This is a genomic window from Faecalibacterium faecis (assembly GCF_040096475.1).
GTDB lineage: Bacteria > Bacillota > Clostridia > Oscillospirales > Ruminococcaceae > Faecalibacterium > Faecalibacterium taiwanense.
Genome location: NZ_JBBMEP010000013.1, coordinates 11857 through 25880, shown reverse-complemented (window position 1 = coordinate 25880; position 14024 = coordinate 11857). Strand labels below are relative to the sequence as shown.

Below are 14024 nucleotides of genomic sequence, written 5' to 3'. Positions count from 1 at the left end.
GCCGAGCCTGTCAACGGTCAAGATGAACGGCGCAAATGCGCCGCCGTTGACAGCCCCGCCCGTCTTTGCTGTTCGGTAATCAAGAGGGCGACAGCACAAGATGCTGCCGCCCTCTGCCATTATTCAGAAAGGGGGATTTTCCATGACCGAACACGAAAAGTATCAAGAACATATCCGGCATACACACGATGCCTTTTGCAAGACTGTTATTCGCCACGCTGCCATAGACGCAGCCCGGAGCATACGGAGCCGCCGCAAGCGGGAAATCTCGCTTGAATATCTGATAGAAGAAAAACACTATCCATTCAGTACCACAGATAAATACTTTGCGGAGCAATCCGGCATGACCAGCTATCCGCTTTTCGTCTGTGGTCAGATGGTGCTTTTGGAAAGTCCAGAGCTTGCCGCAGCCCTGTCCGCACTATCACAGATGGAACAGGAAATCATTTTCTTGTACTACTTCCAACGATTGACGCATAGGGAGATTGGACGGAGATATGGACGGGCTGGCAACACAACCGGGCGGCGTATTCAGATGATTTTACGGCGGCTACGGGCAGAGTTGGAGGGTTTGTCCTATGAGCCAGCTACTTCCCTATGAGACAATCGTTAAGGCAAGCGAGGGCGACCCGGAAGCTGTTGCCGCCGTCCTATCCCATTATGCGGGATATGTCCGCTCTTGTGCGAAAATGGACGGACAGATTAACACGGATATGCAGGAGCATATCGTCAGGCAACTGATAGAAAGCCTGTTGAAGTTCCGCTTTGACCGCTAAACAGAAAAGTTGTATAATTAGAGCCTGACAAATTAAACTTCAATGAGGGTAGAGCAAATGGAACAGATTATCAATTATAGAGACATACCCACAGATAAAAGGATTGACATATTAAATGCTCTTGAGCGAATAGGTTTTTTTCCGGCATACGGCGGCGTGAGAACAATGCAGCAAATTATGGAAAAGTCAGTTCCAGGTTCAGGCCCACAATTCTATTTCGTTTTCCGTGAAAATGAGTTGATAGGGTACAATTTTCTCATTGGGGACACTAAGAAATATAAAGCGTTCCCATGGCTTGCTATTAGCAATATGGATGAGCAGAAGTTGACTGTTTGTGAAGAACTGATGAAAATACAAATTGCCTTTTTTGAAGAACTCGGAATGCAAAAGATAGCAGATCATTGCGTTAGGATTATGGAAGATTACAGAAAAGGAATTGGAAAGCGGAAAGAAAGCGATTGCAGATAAATTCCATTTGAAAAACGGCTGACAATTTAATACCGCCGCCCATCACAGCGGCAGATAAGCAGTAAATCTTGAAAAGGTTTACTGCTTTTTTTGCGCCCATTTTCAAAAATCTTTGGCAAACCACACCGCCGGATTGTTGTAGGGAGCAGACAGGGAAAATAAAAAAATTTTCGCTGCGTTTGCCAAAACGCCCCCTTTTCACCGTTGTAGTGGTGAACAGCGGGCAGAACACGCCGCCGCAATCGCTATATTGGTGGAGCAAGCCAGTATGAACAGCAAGAACGTGACTTACTCGACCGTCGGGGACTACCAGCTCCCGAACCTGACCCTGAACCAGCCCCGGAAGCCGCTGGGCAAGTACGGCAGGCTGCGCCGGACGTACCTGATGAACCATCGCCCGGTGCTGTACAACACGATGCTCCTGAACGGGAGCCTGTACCCGCACCTGATGGAGGTGGAGCAGACCGCAGAGAGCCAGATGCAGCAGACCATGCAGGGACTGCTGAAGCAGAACCCGGCTCCGAACAAGGAGCAGCATCAGATTGGGTGGGTGCAGCACATGAACAGTCTGAAAGCACAGGCCGAGGAACTGGTGCTGAACGAACTGATTTACAGTTAAGTTTCTTCGATGCCCACATTCCCACCGAAGTCCAGCAAATTGAAGCCATCGACCAAGCGGAGAGCGAAAAAACGCCCTCCGCTTTTGTTTTGTCGCAAGCGGAAATTGAGAACGAACTGCGCAAGCACGGTTCAGGATTTGAGGGCGGTAAGCAGCGCATTATGACGCTGTATCAGGCCCAGCCAGACCGCAGCCTCCGTGCCAAGGCGTTGGCAAAAGAGTACGGCACTGGTGGGCACTCCTATGATTTTCTGGACGGCAGCAGGGGATTCGTCAACCATGACTGGAAGGGGCTGGAATTTGACCATTACCCCGATCACCAGAAGATCACCCTGAAATGGGCACAGGTGGAAAAGTATATCGACCTGATGATCCAGTCCGACCGCTACCTGACGGACAAGGAAAAGGAGCATTACACGCCGCCCGTCAGCGCAGAGCCAGATGCCACCCTGACCCATGCAAAAAACCTGATCCGGGAATTTTGTCAGGAAGAATATGATTCTGAGCCGGACTTTTCTGACCTGTCCAAGATCGGCGTTGCCTACACCAACGCCACCGATGAGGATATTCCCATTCAAGTTAATGTGGATTTGGTGGGATACCGTGTGGAGCGGTATCTGGGCGAGGTGCTGATAGACGAACGCCAGTACGAAAGTCTGGAAGAACTGACCGAGACCGAGTTGGAAGCACTGGATTTTTCGGAACTCGTCAGTGTCACAGACGAGGAACTGGAGCACTACCACAGCAAAGCAGAGGAACGCCCGGCACTGTTGCCGTTGGATGCCGCCTCCGAGTACAACGCCCTGAAGGAACAGCACCCGGATGCGTTGGTAGGTTTTGAACAGGGCGGTCAGTTTGAGTTTTACGGCGAGGATGCCCGGAAGGTCTGCGAACTTGTAGGTGGAAAGCTGCTGAAAAAGGAAACGGAATTGGGCACAGTCCCGGTCACCGGTTTTCCCCGCGACCAGTGGGCATACCGTGCCAAACAACTGTGGCAGTGCGGCGAGAACATCTACCTTGCCGGACTGAACGAGGACGGCACCCACCACCAGACGAAGTACCTGCGCCGGGAAGATTATCTGCCGCTGGGCACTACCATCCACATGGAGGGACGAGCCTTCCGAGTGGATACGGTAAACTATGATAGGGGTAGCGTGACCCTGCAGGATGTGGCACTGGCAGAAATGCGGATACCAGTTTTCCGGGAGGAACCGCTGGCACTTGTCCGGGAGTTGTACGAGGAGCAGGATATGATGGAATCCCCCCTGCCCGATTACAAGGTCGGTGACAATGTTGTGGTCGAACTCCCCACTCGAACTATTGAGGGGAAAGTTGGCTATGTGGGTGAAACGGATGTGCGCATCGACACCAGTGCGCACGGGCAGTCATGGGATAACGAAGTTGTCAATAAGCAACAATTCGAGGAGGGCTTGCGGCAGAATGAACAGGTTACTACGCAGCCAGATGATACTGTAAAAACGGTTGCCATATACCCTGCTGAAGAAAACCGTATGCCTTATGATATTGTGATCCAGACGATTGGCTCAAAATCACCTACTCTGGATGCAGTTGAACCGGAACGATCCACACTTGATCTTGCCGGGAACTTCCACATCACGGATGATGATTTGGGTGTCGGAGGCCCCAAACAGAAATTCGCCCGGAACATCGAAGCCATCCGTACCCTGTTCAAGCTGGAAGAGAAGCACCGGGGTGCCACCGCCGAGGAGCAGCAGGTGCTTTCGCAGTATGTGGGCTGGGGCGGTTTGGCAGACGCTTTTGACCCCGGCAAAGATAATTGGGCAAAGGAATACGCCGAACTGAAAGGACTGCTTTCCGAGGATGAGTACGCTGCTGCCCGTTCCAGCACCCTGAACGCCCACTATACCAGCCCCACCGTCATCCGTAGTATTTACGATGCCGTGGAGCGCATGGGTTTCCGCAGCGGCAACATTCTGGAGCCGTCTATGGGTGTGGGCAATTTCTTTGGAATGCTGCCCACCAGCATGGCAGATAGCCGGCTGTACGGCGTAGAGCTGGATTCCATTACCGGGCGCATCGCCAAAAAGCTGTATCCGCAGGCAGACATTACCGTGGCAGGCTTTGAGACCACCGACCGACGTGATTTCTACGATTTGGCGGTGGGCAACGTGCCTTTTGGTCAGTACAAGGTCAACGATAAGGCGTATAGCAAGCTGGGATTTTCTATCCACAACTACTTTTTCGCCAAGGCCATCGACCAAGTGCGTCCGGGCGGCGTGGTGGCGTTTGTTACCAGTCGTTACACGCTGGACAGTAAAGATTCTTCTGCCCGCAAGCACATGGCAGAACGAGCCGATTTGCTGGGGGCCATTCGTCTGCCCAACAACGCTTTCCGTGCCAACGCTGGTACGGATGTTGTCAGCGACATCATCTTCTTGCAGAAGCGTGACCGCCCCATCGACCATGAGCCGGACTGGGTGCAGTTGGGCAAAACAGAAGATGGCTTTGCCATCAACCAGTATTTCGCAGACCACCCGGAGATGGTTCTGGGCGTACTCTCCACCGAAAGCACCCAGTATGGACGAGAGGAACTGACGGTTGTGCCCCTTGAGGGCATCAGCCTTGCCGACCAGCTTGCAGAAGCGGTACAGCATATTGAGGGGCAATACGCCGAAGTTGAGGTGGAAACACCAGATATTGCGGATGTCGAAAATGAGAAGCACATTCTCCCGGCTGACCCGGAGGTCAAAAACTTCTCCTATACCGTAGTGGACGGCGAAGTTTTCTACCGGGAAAATTCCGTGATGACGCAGGTAGAACTGTCCGACACCGCCAAGGGACGTGTCACCGGCATGGTGGAACTGCGGCAGATCGTCAATGACCTGATCGACCAGCAGTTGAACGACTACCCGGACGAGGACATCAAGGCAACGCAGGAGCATTTGAACGCCGCCTACGATGCTTTTACCGCAAAATACGGTCTGCTGAACGACCGCAAAAATGGGCGGCTGTTTGAGCAGGATTCCTCGTATTATCTGCTGTGTTCGCTGGAAAATCTGGACGAGCAGGGGCAGCTTAAATCTAAGGCAGCGATGTTCACGAAACGGACGATTCGCCCGGAGAGCACCGTTACCAGCGTGGATACCCCCAGTGAAGCGTTGGCGGTGTCCATCGGGGAGCATGGCAAGGTGGACTTGCCCTATATGGCAGAACTGCTGGGCACACCCGACGAGTACGGGCGCATCACCACTGAATTGTCTGGTGTGATCTTCAAGGACCCTGCCGCCGACCCCACCGACCCGGAAGCGGGCTGGCAGACTGCGGACGAATACCTTTCGGGTAATGTACGCGATAAGCTGCGGATGGCACAGCTTGCTGCGGAAAGTCACCCGGAGTTCAAGGTTAATGTGGACGCACTGACCAAGGCACAGCCCAAAGATCTGGAGGCATCTGAAATTGATGTGCGTTTGGGTGCCACATGGCTTGACCCCTCTATCGTACAACAGTTTATGATAAACAGCTGTGAGAAAAGAGACAGTGCCGATGCAGTTGTAGTAAGAAACGCCATTGTGCCTCTCGGAAAGGATTCAAAGTGCCACTAAATTTTCCCGTGCTGGCATCTGTCCCGCCGTTCTCTGGCGTATTCCAGCAGTGCATTGCACGCCGGACAAAGCGCCTCGCCCCTTGTCCAATGCACGCCACAACAATACCGGCGCACCATGAGGGTAACGGTTTCGGTTTCGGTTTCCTTTTCCTTGTTCAAGTTCTGAAGTCCTTTCTGTTTTATACATAGTTAACCGGCACTAACCATCTGGTGGAAGAAAAGGCAGGCCACCTGTATGTAGTCTGCCTTTTGCCTGATGCGAAATCCCGCAGACACGCGGGGCTTACAGCACCAGCGAGGGCGCGGTGTAGACCCGTGCCTTCAGCTCGCTGTTTAGCATATACAGCCCCTTGCTGTCACCGCCGAACAAATCCATCTTGGTAATGAGGTCAGCGGCGTTCTTCTCCTCCTCACCCTGTTCCTTGATGAACCAGTCCAGCATCTGCATGGTGCGGAAGTCCCTGACCTCGTATGCGGCGGCGTAGATGGCATTGATGCTGGCGGTGACCAGCATCTCGTGTTCCAGTGCTCTTTTCAGCGGGGCCATGTGGTCGCCTCGTTCCCACTCCGGCTTTGCGATAGCCTCAAAGGTGACGCCCTCGCCGTTATTCTGCAAATACTGACAAAACAGCATGGCGTGATCCCGTTCCTCCTGCGCCTGTACTCGGTACCAGTTCTCAAAGCCGTCCAGTCCGACGGCGGCGTAGTAGTTGGCAAAGTCCAGATACAGATAGGCGGAGTAGAACTCCTTATTGATCTGCTCGTTGAGCAGAAGAGATACGTTAGCGTTCATGATACTTCTCCTCCATAAGATTGTCTTTTCCTGCTCCCGGCATGGGGGGCAGGTATACCGTACCCAGAGCGATGCTGGGATGCTCCCTTTTCATCTCCAGGAACACCTGCTCCGCCTTGGGATGCTGCTGCAGCTCCGTTGCGGCGGCCAATATCTCCTCTGCGTATTTTGGCATACCGCCAACTCTCCAAATGCAAGAATGAATCTTATTATTTTGCTTTTATTATACCTATATTTTTTTCTCTGTCAACAACCACAAAGGGCTTGTGCTCCAAAAGCTGCCTCGAAGCCGATTTTCTCAAATTATGTGACGCCGTCACAGTAAAACCGCTTGTCACGCGGTAATACTACGCATAAAAACACAGCCGCAGAGTACATCTGTGGCTGTGTTTTGTGTTCAGTTGCTCACTGTTGTGTGGACTGGATATGGAGAGACAACACATCTCCCGATCTTACATGGGTTATCTTATCTGCCATCACTCTGGCAGTTTGCCTTGCAGATATGTCGGCATTCCCGCTGCGGTCGTATCCGGCCTGACCTTAAACATGGCTTTTTGAATCTACCTCCCTTATCGGTTTTCCGCGATATATTTCTCCGCCATGTGAACTGCCACCGCGCCGTCCGCCACGGCGGTGACCACCTGACGGAGGGGCTTCGTCCGCACGTCGCCCACGGCGTAAACGCCGGGAATACTGGTTTCCGTGGTCTCTCCGGCCACGATATAGCCGCCGCCGTCCAGCTCCAGTTGACCCACCGCCAGCGCCGTGGCGGGCTGTCGGCCCACGCTGACAAATACGCCGTCGCAGTCCACCACGCTTTCCTCACCGGTGACGGTGTCCCGCAGGCGGACGCCGGTCAGCCTGTCCCCGGAAAGCAGCGCGGAAACGACGCTGTTCCAACGGAATTCCACGTTTTCGGCCTGTGCCAGCGGCTCGTGATAGATCTTGGTGGCCCGCAGGGTGTCTCTGCGGTGGACGAGGATCACTTTTTTCGCCACGCGGCTGAGAAGGAGGGCATCTGCCGCGGCGGAATTGCCGCCGCCCACCACGACCACCGTTTTGCCCTTGTAAAACATCCCGTCGCAGGCGGCGCAGTAGGCCACGCCTCGGCCCACCAGTTCCGACTCTCTGGCCACGCCCAGCGTTCTGGGGTTCGCACCGGTGGCCAGCACCACGGTTTTCCCCAGAAAGATCCCCTCGCTGGTCTCCACGAGCTTGGGAACCGCCGTCAGATCCATGCGGAGGACTTCTGCGTATTCGCTGCGTGCCCCGAAGCGCTCCGCCTGCTTTTGCATCTTCTCCGCCAGAGAGAAGCCGTCGATCCCGTCCTCAAAGCCAGGATAGTTGTCGATCTGCTCGGTCAGGGCCATCTGCCCTCCGGCGGACAGTTTTTCCAGCACGATGGTGTCCAGCCCCGCCCGTGCCGCGTACAGGGCGGCGGTGTAGCCGCCCGGTCCGCCCCCCACCACGAGCATATCATAAACATGATTGTTGTTCATATCTGAACCCTCCGTTATTTCGCCAAGGCTTCCTGAATGAAACGGTCGATTTCTGCCTTTGAGCCGGGCGCGGTGATGGAATCCACGGCCTTTCCGTTCCGGTACAGCACCAGAGTTGGGATGTCCTCGATCCCCTCGGCCCCCGCCAGCCGCGGCTCCTCGTCAATGTTGATCTTGCCGACGGCGAGGCTGTCCGCGTATTCCTCTCCGATCTTCTCATACGCGGGGCCGATCCTCCGGCAGTAGCCGCACCAGGGCGCCCAGAAATCCACCAAAACGGGCTTTTCCTCCCGGATCGCCTGCTCAAACTGCTCCTGATTCATGTTCATAGCTGCCATATCTGCCAGCTCCTTTCCTTTGTTTGGGTATTCTCAAGACTCCGGTCTCGCCCCACACCACATCGTGACCTCAACCTGAGATGACGGTACTCTGCCCTTGGGACATAAGCAGATGAGTAAGACCATCATCTGTACGAGAATAGCTGCGGTTTGTTGCAGCTTATTCTGCGCAGAGCTCAGCCACTAGAGCGTCCATCTGCGCTTCGCTGGTTTGGTTCAATGCACCACGCAGAGACACTACCGTTTCGTAAAGGTGGATATCCTTCATCTCCTCCAATTTGGTGCGCATCAGCCGCGCGGCAGCAGGTGCCCAAGAGCCGTCTTCAATAAGGCCAACCCGGCGGTTTCGGAATCCCTTTGTCCGTAAATGTTCCAAAAACTCCCTCATGGGCGGAAACAGTCCTCCGTCATAGGTGGAGCTGGCTAAAACCAACTTCCCGCAGTAGAATGCACTGGCAACAGCGTAGGAAAGATCTGTCACAGTGAGATCACATATGTTGACCTGTACGCCTTTTTTCTCTAATTTACCCTTGAGGGTCTTCGCCGCATGGGCAGTATTTCCATGGATGGATGCGTGGGCAATCAGTATGCTCTCCGATTCTTCTGGTTCCCATTGTGACCAGAGATCATAGAGCCGCAGACACTCCTCCAGCCCTTCTGTAAGCACGGGACCATGGAGCGGGCAGATCGTTTTGATCTCCAGCGCGGAGATTTTTTTCAGCAGCGCCTGCACCTGTGCACCATACTTTCCGATGATGTTGTAATAATACCGCCGGGCCTGCGGCGCCCAGGGGGCACGGGCAGTCCGTTCCAGTGAACCGAAGCGGCCGAAGGCATCCGCCGAGAACAGGATCTTTTCCTCCTCTTCATACGCTGTCATCACCTCCGGCCAGTGTACCATCGGCGCCAGCAGAAAGCGCAGCCGGTGCAAACCCAAGGAAAGCGTATCTCTTTCGCCAACCTCCAGCATACGGTCTTCCGACAATGCACCTGTGCCGAAGAACTGCTTGATCAGGGTAAATGTTTTCGCGTTTCCCACGATCTTCATCTCCGGGTACTTTTGTGCCAGCCGCATGAGACTGCCGGAATGATCCGGCTCCATGTGTGTGACCACAAGATAGTCGGGCCTGCGCCCCTCCAACACCCGCGCCACATTGGAAAGCCATTCTTCCGTTGCCCGTGCGTCCACGCTGTCCATCACGGCAATCTTCTCATCCAGAATGACATAGGAGTTGTAGCTCACTCCCATAGGCTGGACGGGGTACTGGTTTTCAAAGAGTGCCAATGTGTTATCATCCACCCCTACATAGCGGATGGCATCTGTTACCGTTTGGATAGCCATATAAAAAATACCTCCTATTTTCCTTACTCAGACTCTGACTGATAGGTTCTTCTTTTCTAATGAAACATACGCTCAACCGCGGATCGGCGGTCGCGCATTTTACCGTTGCCTTGCTTCCCCCAGAGTCGTTACATGTGGTACACCGCAGCGGAGCGAAGTCCTTCCGGCAGGCCGTCGGGCGCAGCAGGTGAAAGTTCCCAGCGTACCTGCCCCGCCCACTGGGAGGCGACAGCGGAGAAGTGGAGCATGACAATACCGAGATCCAATGCGGCATCCAAATTATCGGTGTAGGCATCCTCCTGCTGCACCAAATAGATGCTGTGATCCTGCACAAGGAAGCCATAGGGCTGACGGTTGAGATAGCTGGGGGAGAGCGAAGCGGCGTAGAAGGACTGCCAGAGCATATCGTCGTAGAAGTCCATCATCTCGTCAAGCCCAGACTTGTTGCTCCAGCTCCCCATGTGAACCAAATCGTGCACGCCCTTTTTGGGCGCGTAGTACTGCTGTTCGGCCCGCACATCGATCTGAGACATACTTAGGATATTCAGCCGCAGCTTTTTTGCGGTCTTTTCCCCGTAGCCAAAGGCAACGATTGCCGCCACCTCTAACGGGGTGGCGAGAGACAGTGCCTTTTTGATTTTGTCGCTGTCGGTGAAGGTCATCCAGCAGGTGTCAATGTCCAACTCAGTCAGCTTGAGGACGAGATCTTCCATCATGTAGCCGGCGTTGATGGCCGCATAGGAATGCGGGGCAGACATAAGGAGCAGGTAGTGCGGTGCTCCGATGAGAAATTGATTATAACCCGCTGAGCTCTCCAGCGCCGGCTGTGCATCCTTGTCCAAGACGATCAGCTCCGTTGCAATCTCCGGGACAAGACGGGGGCAGGTCTTTTCATAGTAGGATCGGAGCTGGCCGATAGCCTCGCTCGGAACTTCCTTTTCGCGGAATGCGCGAACGGATCTGCGATTTTGAATCATAGCGCTGTAATTCATAGTAGTATCTCCTATTCTGATGTCTTTGGTTTTCTTATAAATCGTCTATCAGTGCGGTGCTCTTGGCGTAGGCGGTACTGCGTGCCTCAAAGAAATCGGTCTTGACCATGTTGGCGTCGGCGTACTGGCTGACCCATTCCATGCTCTCCGGTTCGCTCTCAAAGCCTGGATACAATGCAGGATAGCCAAGGCTCGTCCAGCGGAGGTTGCCGAGATAGCGGATGTAATCGCTGATCATCTGCCGGTTCAGCCCCGGGATGTCGTCGCCGATTACATAATGCCCCCATGCGATCTCCTGCTCCACGCCCTCACGCATCATCTCGCGCAGCGCTTGTACGCTCTCGGCGGTGAATAACTCCGGCTGCTCCTTTTGCAGCTCCGTGATGATATTGCGGAACAGCCACAAGTGCGTGTTCTCATCGCGGTTTATGTAGCGAATCTCCTGCGCCGAGCCGGGCATCTTCCCGTTTCGGGAGAGATTGTAGAAGAACATAAAGCCGCTGTAAAAATAGATGCCCTCCAAAATATAGTTTGCCATCATCACGCGCAGTAGCGTGGGAGCGTCCTTCCGCTCCTGAAACTCGTTGTAGCAGTCCCCAATGAAGGTGTTGCGGCGCAGCAGATGCTCGTCCGTTTTCCATTGGTAGAGGATGTCATTGCGCTCCACGGGGGAACAGATGGTGTCGAGCATATAGCTGTAGCTCTGTGAGTGGACACACTCCTGAAACGCCTGAATGGACAGGCAGAGATTGACCTCGTTGGCGGTAATGTAGGCGCCGATATTAGGCAGGTTCGCTGTCTGAATGGAATCCAAAAAGACAAGAAAACTCAGAATTTTATCGTAGGCGCTGCGCTCGGCTGACAGCAGGCGGGGATAGTCCTTCACATCCTGCGAGAGATTGATCTCCTCAGGAATCCAAAAGTTGTTCATGGCCTGCCGGTACCAGTCGCTGACCCAAGCGTACTTCATATTGTTGAAGTCATTGAGGTTGGTGGTATTGCCGCCGATCATGCGCCGCAGGCGCACATCAGGGTCGCCCTCCGGGTTAAAGAGGGGCTTTTTCTTCAGTTCCGTCATGCTATCCTCCTTATGACGAGCAGCTTTCGCAGGCCTCGACCTCAAGGGCCTTGCTGCGGACATAGTAAATGGTCTTGACGCCGGCCCTCCACGCCTCCAAATACAGTCTGAGCACCTGACGCATGGAATAGTCGTTGGTGATATAGAGATTCATGCTCTGCGCCTGGTCAATATGTCTCTGGCGAAGGCCCGCGGCGCGTACCGACCAGCTTTGGTCGATCAGATGCGCTGCCTTATAGTACCACCATGTGTCCATAGAAAGCTCCGGAGCAACGCGGGGCAGCATGCTGCCCTTTTTTTCCTCTAAAAAGAATTTCTTCATAATTGGATCTATGCCCGCCGACGTGCCGGAGAGGATAGATGTGCTGGAGGTCGGTGCGACCGCCAGCAGATAGGCGTTGCGCATTCCCTGCACCGCCACCGTTTTCGCAAGCGCCCGCCACTTTTCGGAGGTATAACCCCGCTTTTCAAAATACGCGCCAGTCTGCCAGTCGCTGCCCTCAAAGAGCGCGTAACGACCCCTTTCCCGTGCCAGTGCTGTGTCCGCCTTGACGGCGGCGTAGTTGATGAACTCGAACACTGCGTCGGTGAAGGCAAGGTGCTCATCGCTCTCCCAGCGGATGCCGCGCTTTGCCAGCATGTGGTGGTAGCCGCTGACGCCCAGGCCGATGCTGCGGTACTTCTGATTGGTAAGCCGCGCGTATTCCAACGGGTAGAAGTTGAGGTCGATCACATTATCCAGTGCGCGGATGGCCGTTTCCACCGTGCGTTCCATATAGGCCTCGTCCTCCACCGGCAGATTACCGAGAGACAGACTCGCCAGGTTGCAGACCACAAACTCACCTGGGCGTGTGGCCGTCACCACAATTGTGTCGCCGTTCTCCGTGTGCACCTCAGTGCTGATGTGCTCGATGGGTGCCATGTTCTGCGCGATCTCCGTACAGAGATTGGAGCAATAGATCATTCCCGTGTGGCCGTTTGGGTTCATATGATTTACACTGTCGCGATTAAAAGCGAAGGGTGTGCCGGTCTCCACTGCCGAGCGAAGCACCAGCCGCACGATGTCCTTGACGGTGACGCTGCGCTTTTCGATGCGCGGGTCATTGACGCAGTCCAGATACCGCTTCTCCCATTCTGTACCCCAGTAATCCTCCAGTGCGTAGCCCTTGACCGTGAGGATCTCATGCGGACACATGAGATGCCACGGCGCGTCTATGTTCTCCTCCGCCAGTCGCCAGAAGAGATCCGGATAGCACACGGCGGGAAACACATCATGTGCCTTCATGCGGTCGTCGCCGTTGTTGGTGCGCAGTTGAAGGAATTCCGGCAGATCCCGGTGCCATGCGTCTAAGTAAACCGCCACAGCGCCCTGCCGCATCCCCAACTGATCCACCGCCACGGCGGTGTCGTTGACCAGCCGGATCCAGCGGATAACACCGCCCGCCGCCCCTTGAAAGCCGCGGATGGTGCTGCCTGCAGCGCGCACCTTACCGAAGTACATCCCCATTCCACCGCCGAATTTAGAGACCTTTGCGAAGTTGTCCAGCGAGCGGTAGATGCCGTCCAGACTGTCCGGCACAGTGTCCACAAAGCAGCTTGAAAGCTGATGGTAGGGCTTTCGTGCGTTGGACATGGTAGGTGTCGCCATCGTGACCTCCATACGGCTGAGCATATCGTAAAAGCGTTTTACCCACCCCATGCGATCAGAGCCTTCGTTCATAGCAAGATGCAGCGCGATACCCAAAAACATCTCCTGCGGTGTTTCCAGCGGCACGCGGCTGCGTGACTGGATCACATAGCGTTTGAGCAGCAGGTCAAGGCCGGAGTAGGTGAATAGCTCGTCCCGTTCCGGGCAGAGAAAGTCCTCCGCCATGGCAATTTCCTCGTGGGTATAGTGGGCAAGGATATAGTCACCGTAGAGTCCCTTATCCGTCAGATAGCGAAGCTTGCCATAGAGGTCGCCAACGCCGCGCCCCTCCCATTCCTGTGCGTTGCGACAGCGAAAGGAGTGGTTCAGAAGCCGCGCCGCGATGAACTCCCACTTGGGTGCCTCTGCCGTAGTCAGCTCTACCGCCGCCTTGGTCAGTGCCTCAGCCCGCTCATCCTCCGTCATACCCAGACGACAGAAACTCTCAAACTTCATTTGAAGCGCCGCGAGGGAGTAGACTTCCTCGGTAAAATCCATCTGGATGCGGCGCAGCACCTCGTCAAGCGAGTCATCCCCCACCGTCCGCGCGATGGTATGCCGGACACGGCGCAGCGCAGACCGCTTTTCGCGGTAGAGGATGTACGCCTTGGCCACCTCATAGTGTCCGCGCTCCATGAGCGTTCGCTCCACCTCGTCCTGCACACGTTCTACGGTGAGCGGCACTGTGACGGAGAGATTGTTGAGAACGGTGGCGAGGATCTCATCCATCTCTCTGCTCCCAATCTCCTTGCCCTGTCCGTCAAACGCCTTTTTCATGGCGTTGAAAATTTTCTCCTGTTGAAAGGGAACAGACTCCCCGTTTCGTTTTCTGATCTCCATTTCGAT

Annotated in this window: 13 protein-coding genes and 1 pseudogene; 5 read left to right on the top strand and 9 right to left on the bottom strand. The window is 54.7% G+C overall.

The genetic code is table 11. The features are described from left to right. Positions 1-100: 100 nt before the first annotated feature. From WMO17_RS08115 to WMO17_RS08095, 5 genes and pseudogenes are all read left to right on the top strand, one after another. On the top strand, positions 101-601 hold the full coding sequence (locus WMO17_RS08115) for an RNA polymerase sigma factor (protein ID WP_004853592.1): 501 nt from the start codon (positions 101-103) through the stop codon (positions 599-601). Further along, positions 579-776, top strand: a complete 198-nt coding sequence (locus tag WMO17_RS08110; RefSeq protein ID WP_005921293.1) for a helix-turn-helix domain-containing protein — start codon at positions 579-581, stop codon at positions 774-776. The genes WMO17_RS08115 and WMO17_RS08110 overlap by 23 nt, the downstream gene beginning before the upstream one ends. Before the next feature lie 42 nt (positions 777-818). Further along, the gene (locus WMO17_RS08105; protein WP_005921288.1) at positions 819-1244 is read left to right on the top strand and encodes a hypothetical protein; all 426 of its coding nucleotides are present in this window, start codon (positions 819-821) and stop codon (positions 1242-1244) included. A 268-nt stretch (positions 1245-1512) separates the two neighbouring features. Continuing rightward, positions 1513-1863 (top strand): TnpV protein, encoded by a 351-nt coding sequence (locus WMO17_RS08100; RefSeq protein WP_349137854.1) that lies wholly within the window; start codon positions 1513-1515, stop codon positions 1861-1863. 785 nt (positions 1864-2648) lie between these two features. After that, positions 2649-5366: pseudogene (locus WMO17_RS08095) on the top strand (winged helix domain-containing protein); the annotation flags it as partial. Between the two features lie 77 nt (positions 5367-5443). Here the strand turns inward: WMO17_RS08095 and WMO17_RS13160 are convergent. The 9 genes from WMO17_RS13160 to WMO17_RS08055 all read right to left on the bottom strand — a co-directional run bounded on the left by WMO17_RS13160 (position 5444) and on the right by WMO17_RS08055 (position 14018). Further along, complete coding sequence (locus WMO17_RS13160) at positions 5444-5608, bottom strand: nitrous oxide-stimulated promoter family protein (protein WP_353963379.1); 165 nt, start codon at positions 5606-5608, stop codon at positions 5444-5446. 124 nt (positions 5609-5732) lie between these two features. Further along, positions 5733-6242 (bottom strand): ferritin, encoded by a 510-nt coding sequence (locus WMO17_RS08090; protein WP_015536768.1) that lies wholly within the window; start codon positions 6240-6242, stop codon positions 5733-5735. Then, a complete protein-coding gene (locus WMO17_RS08085) occupies positions 6232-6417 on the bottom strand; it encodes a helix-turn-helix domain-containing protein (protein WP_186825153.1) in 186 nt (61 codons plus the stop codon). The genes WMO17_RS08090 and WMO17_RS08085 overlap by 11 nt, the downstream gene beginning before the upstream one ends. 394 nt (positions 6418-6811) lie before the next feature. Further along, positions 6812-7741 (bottom strand): thioredoxin-disulfide reductase, encoded by a 930-nt coding sequence (gene trxB / locus WMO17_RS08080; protein WP_117476252.1) that lies wholly within the window; start codon positions 7739-7741, stop codon positions 6812-6814. A 14-nt stretch (positions 7742-7755) separates the two neighbouring features. Further along, a complete protein-coding gene (trxA, locus tag WMO17_RS08075; RefSeq protein ID WP_154261239.1) occupies positions 7756-8079 on the bottom strand; it encodes a thioredoxin in 324 nt (107 codons plus the stop codon). 160 nt (positions 8080-8239) lie between these two features. Next, on the bottom strand, positions 8240-9421 hold the full coding sequence (locus WMO17_RS08070) for an FprA family A-type flavoprotein (RefSeq protein WP_349137852.1): 1182 nt from the start codon (positions 9419-9421) through the stop codon (positions 8240-8242). A gap of 128 nt (positions 9422-9549) precedes the next feature. After that, positions 9550-10413 carry a nitroreductase family protein gene (locus tag WMO17_RS08065; RefSeq protein ID WP_005946376.1) on the bottom strand — a complete coding sequence of 288 codons (864 nt, stop codon included), beginning with the start codon at positions 10411-10413 and terminating at the stop codon, positions 9550-9552. A gap of 34 nt (positions 10414-10447) precedes the next feature. Continuing rightward, positions 10448-11491 carry a ribonucleotide-diphosphate reductase subunit beta gene (locus tag WMO17_RS08060; protein WP_005946381.1) on the bottom strand — a complete coding sequence of 348 codons (1044 nt, stop codon included), beginning with the start codon at positions 11489-11491 and terminating at the stop codon, positions 10448-10450. Between the two features lie 10 nt (positions 11492-11501). Further along, positions 11502-14018 (bottom strand): ribonucleoside-diphosphate reductase subunit alpha, encoded by a 2517-nt coding sequence (locus WMO17_RS08055; protein WP_349137851.1) that lies wholly within the window; start codon positions 14016-14018, stop codon positions 11502-11504. Positions 14019-14024: the final 6 nt, after the last annotated feature.